Source organism: Stenotrophomonas sp. PS02289 (assembly GCF_029960115.1).
Classification (GTDB): domain Bacteria; phylum Pseudomonadota; class Gammaproteobacteria; order Xanthomonadales; family Xanthomonadaceae; genus Stenotrophomonas.
The window spans coordinates 1-3,221 of the sequence record NZ_JASCOZ010000279.1; the positions used below are offsets into that span (position 1 = coordinate 1).

2 protein-coding genes are annotated in these 3,221 nt (G+C 66.4%); both read left to right on the plus strand.

Annotation, left to right across the window (positions count from 1 at the left end; all coding sequences use genetic code 11):
- The first annotated feature begins 146 nt into the window (after positions 1 to 146).
- Positions 147 to 566, plus strand: coding sequence for a hypothetical protein (locus tag QMX83_RS20860; protein WP_282298534.1), 420 nt, complete (start codon positions 147 to 149; stop codon positions 564 to 566).
- Positions 567 to 701: 135 nt separating this feature from the next.
- The gene (locus QMX83_RS20865) at positions 702 to 3,134 is read left to right on the plus strand and encodes a TonB-dependent receptor (RefSeq protein ID WP_282298535.1); all 2,433 of its coding nucleotides are present in this window, start codon (positions 702 to 704) and stop codon (positions 3,132 to 3,134) included.
- The last annotated feature ends 87 nt before the right edge of the window (positions 3,135 to 3,221 follow it).

Consider the following 3,221-nt stretch of genomic DNA (forward strand, 5'->3'; position numbering starts at 1 on the left):
GCCGTTGGCCGGCCCTCATGAACATGTGACGCAGGCCGTGGGCCGGCCAACGGCCGGCGCTACCGGGCCCACATGGCAATCATTCCCATTTGCACTTGCGTTTCAATCTCACTACAATCCGCGCCGCATCCTGAAGGGACTCCTGCGTGCGCCACCCACACCGCCACCGCTGCTTTGCCCCCGCCATGCGCGGGCAGCGCCCGGCGTTGGCGACGGTGCTGGCCTGGCTGGCCCTGCTGTCGATGCTGGTGGCCGGACTGCCCCTGCTGGGACACGCCCCCAACGCTGCCGCGACCGCGCTGCAGCAGCCGACAGAAGACCGACGTGGCGGCGAACTCGCCGAGGAATCCCCGGCCAAGCTGCGGCGCGCCGCCAGCACACGGGCCATTGCCCAGGCCGAGCGTGAACCGCATCCGCCCACCGTTGAATCGTTTGACGCGCTGATCGCCTCCCTGGCCGATCTGCCGCCGCACGTTGTGCCCGCCATCGATTCGGCACCGGCTGCGCCGCTGCCTGCTGCTCCCGGCCGTCGCGTCCAGCGCGGCCAGGCACCGCCCCAGAGCTGATTGCCCGCACCCGGCGCGTTCGCGCCGGTCTGGCCCGACCGCTGTGGTCGCGCGCCTGCCTCCCTGATCTGTTTCCGCGCTGTGGCCTTCGGCCCCGGCCTTCCCGCGTCTGCACCCTTTGCAAGGAAATCTGCCATGGCCCAGCGCCATCGTCGTCGCACGTCCCTGTCCCGCTGCTCGCTGAGCATCGCCCTGCTTACCGCACTGAGCGCGCCCGCCTTTGCCAGCGGCGATGCTGCCGGCGATCCCAAGACCCTGGACCAGGTCGTGGTCACCGCCTCGGGCTTCGAGCAGAAGATCACCGACGCCCCGGCCAGCATCAGCGTGGTCAGCCGCGAAGAACTGAGCAAGCGTCCGTACACCAGCCTGGTCGACGCGCTGCGCGACGTGGAAGGCATCGACGTGGGCATGGAAACCACCGACAAGAACGGTCGCGCCACCATCTCCATGCGCGGCATGCCGTCCGAATACACCCTGGTGCTGATCGACGGTCGCCGCCAGAGCAACGTTGGCCAGCTGTACCCGAACAACTTCGGCGGCGGCCAGTTCGCCTACCTGCCGCCGCTGGATGCAATCGAGCGCATCGAAGTGGTGCGTGGCCCGATGTCCACGCTGTATGGCTCCGACGCCATGGGCGGCGTCATCAACATCATCACCCGCCGCAACCAGGACAGCTGGCACGGCTCGGTCACCCAGGGCTTCACCGTGCAGCAGGACGACCAGTTCGGCGACGCGCGCACCACCGACGTGTACCTGACCGGCCCGCTGGTCAAGGAACGCCTCGACCTGGCGGTGCGCGGCAGCTACTACGACGCCAAGGCCTCCAATCCGGAATGGGACGCGCTGACCCTGCCGGACGGCACCCTGTGGGAGCGCAGCATCGGCTTCGGTGGCGGCGGCAAGGCCGTGGCCAACACCAACTGGAACACCGGCGTGCGCCTGGCCTTCCACATCAATGACGACCACGACCTGTCGCTGGACTACGACGTGTCGCGGCAGAAGTACGACAACAGCGAAGGCCAGACAGGCACCTTGGACAGCGCCGCCAGCCTGTGGCGCGTCGGCAATGCCACGATTCCGAACCCGAACGGCACCGGCACGATCACCCGCCGCGTGGTGCAGCCGCGCGTGGGCTACACCGCCTACCAGCGCTACGAGCGCGACCAGCTGGCCCTCAGCCACACCGGCCGTTATGGCTTCGGTACCTGGCAGACGACGTTGACCCACACCACCAGCAACAACCTGGGCCGTTCGCTGCCGCTGACCCTCGACGAGCGCGACGACCTGCAGACGCTGTGGAACGACGTGTGCCGCCGCACCGGCGCGGCCAACCACTGTGCAGCCGGCCGAACCAACGCGCTGACGGCGCTCAACGCAGATGAAGCTGCGCGCCTGAACGCGTTCCTGCCGCGTCCGCTGCGCACCATGGAGCTGGAAGGCTACGTGCTCGACACCATGCTCGACATGAGCTTCGGCGCGCACAAGCTGACCGTCGGCGGCCAGTACAACGACACCGACATGATCGACGGCGTGTTCGGCATGGACGGTGCCGGCTACCGTGACAACGTGAAGCAGCAGCACCGCATGTGGTCGGTGTTCGCCGAGGACAACTGGGCCCTGACAGACGCACTGACCGCCACCGTGGGCGTGCGCTATGACGACCACAACATCTTCGGCAGCCATGTCAGCCCGCGCGCGTACCTGGTGTGGAATGCCAGCGACGCCTGGACCTTCAAGGGCGGCGTCAGCACCGGCTACAAGACCCCGCGTCCGGACCAGCTGTTCCCCGGCGTGACCGGCTTCGGTGGCCAGGGCGTGCTGCCGCTGGTGGGTTCGCCGAACCTGCAGCCGGAAACCAGCACCAACTATGAAATCGCCTCGTACTACGAGGGTGACCGCTGGGGCTTCAACGTCACCGGCTTCCTCAACAAGTTCGATGACAAGATCGCCAGCGGCGGCACCTTCCCGAACTGCGAAGTGGCTCCGGCCGGCAGCGGCTACTGCGTGGACGTCGGTCCGGGCTGGGCGGCACTGGGCTACAGCACCTTCAGCCAGAGCGTGAACATCGACAAGGCTGAAACCCGTGGTGTGGAAATGGCCGCGCATGTGGACCTGCTGGACAGCCTGCAGCTGCGCGGCAACTACACGTACACCAAGTCCGAGCAGACCAGCGGCGTGGACAAAGGCAAACCGGTTGGCGGCACCACCACTCCGGCCAAGCACATGGCCAATGCCAGCCTGAACTGGCAGATCAACGACGCGGTGAGTCTGTCGCTGATCGGCGAAGGCCGCTATGACCGTTACCGCGACACGCTGGTGACCAATGTGGGCGGCGTAAGCACCTCGCAGGTGCGCTACTACGAGGACTACACGATCTTCCACCTCGGCGGCAGCTGGAACATCAACCAGTGGCTGACCTTGAATGCACGGGTGAACAACCTGTTCGACAAGGATTTTGTCTCGCAGTCGTGCGTGTTGATCAGCGACAGCGAGTACAACTGCGTGGATGATTACGCGACCAAGGACCAGCGTCGCAGCTATTGGATATCGTTGAACGCGAAGTTCTAGTTCTCTCAGTTGTTGCGCGGTATTTCCGGTAGCGCCGGCCGTTGGCCGGCCCAGGCGGTGATGGATTCATGCGGGCCGGCCAACGGC

Bases quoted from the DNA above. Each gene is read 5' to 3' on its own strand.
- QMX83_RS20865 (WP_282298535.1), top strand. From the start codon at position 702: ATGGCCCAGCGCCATCGTCGTCGCACGTCCCTGTCCCGCTGCTCGCTG.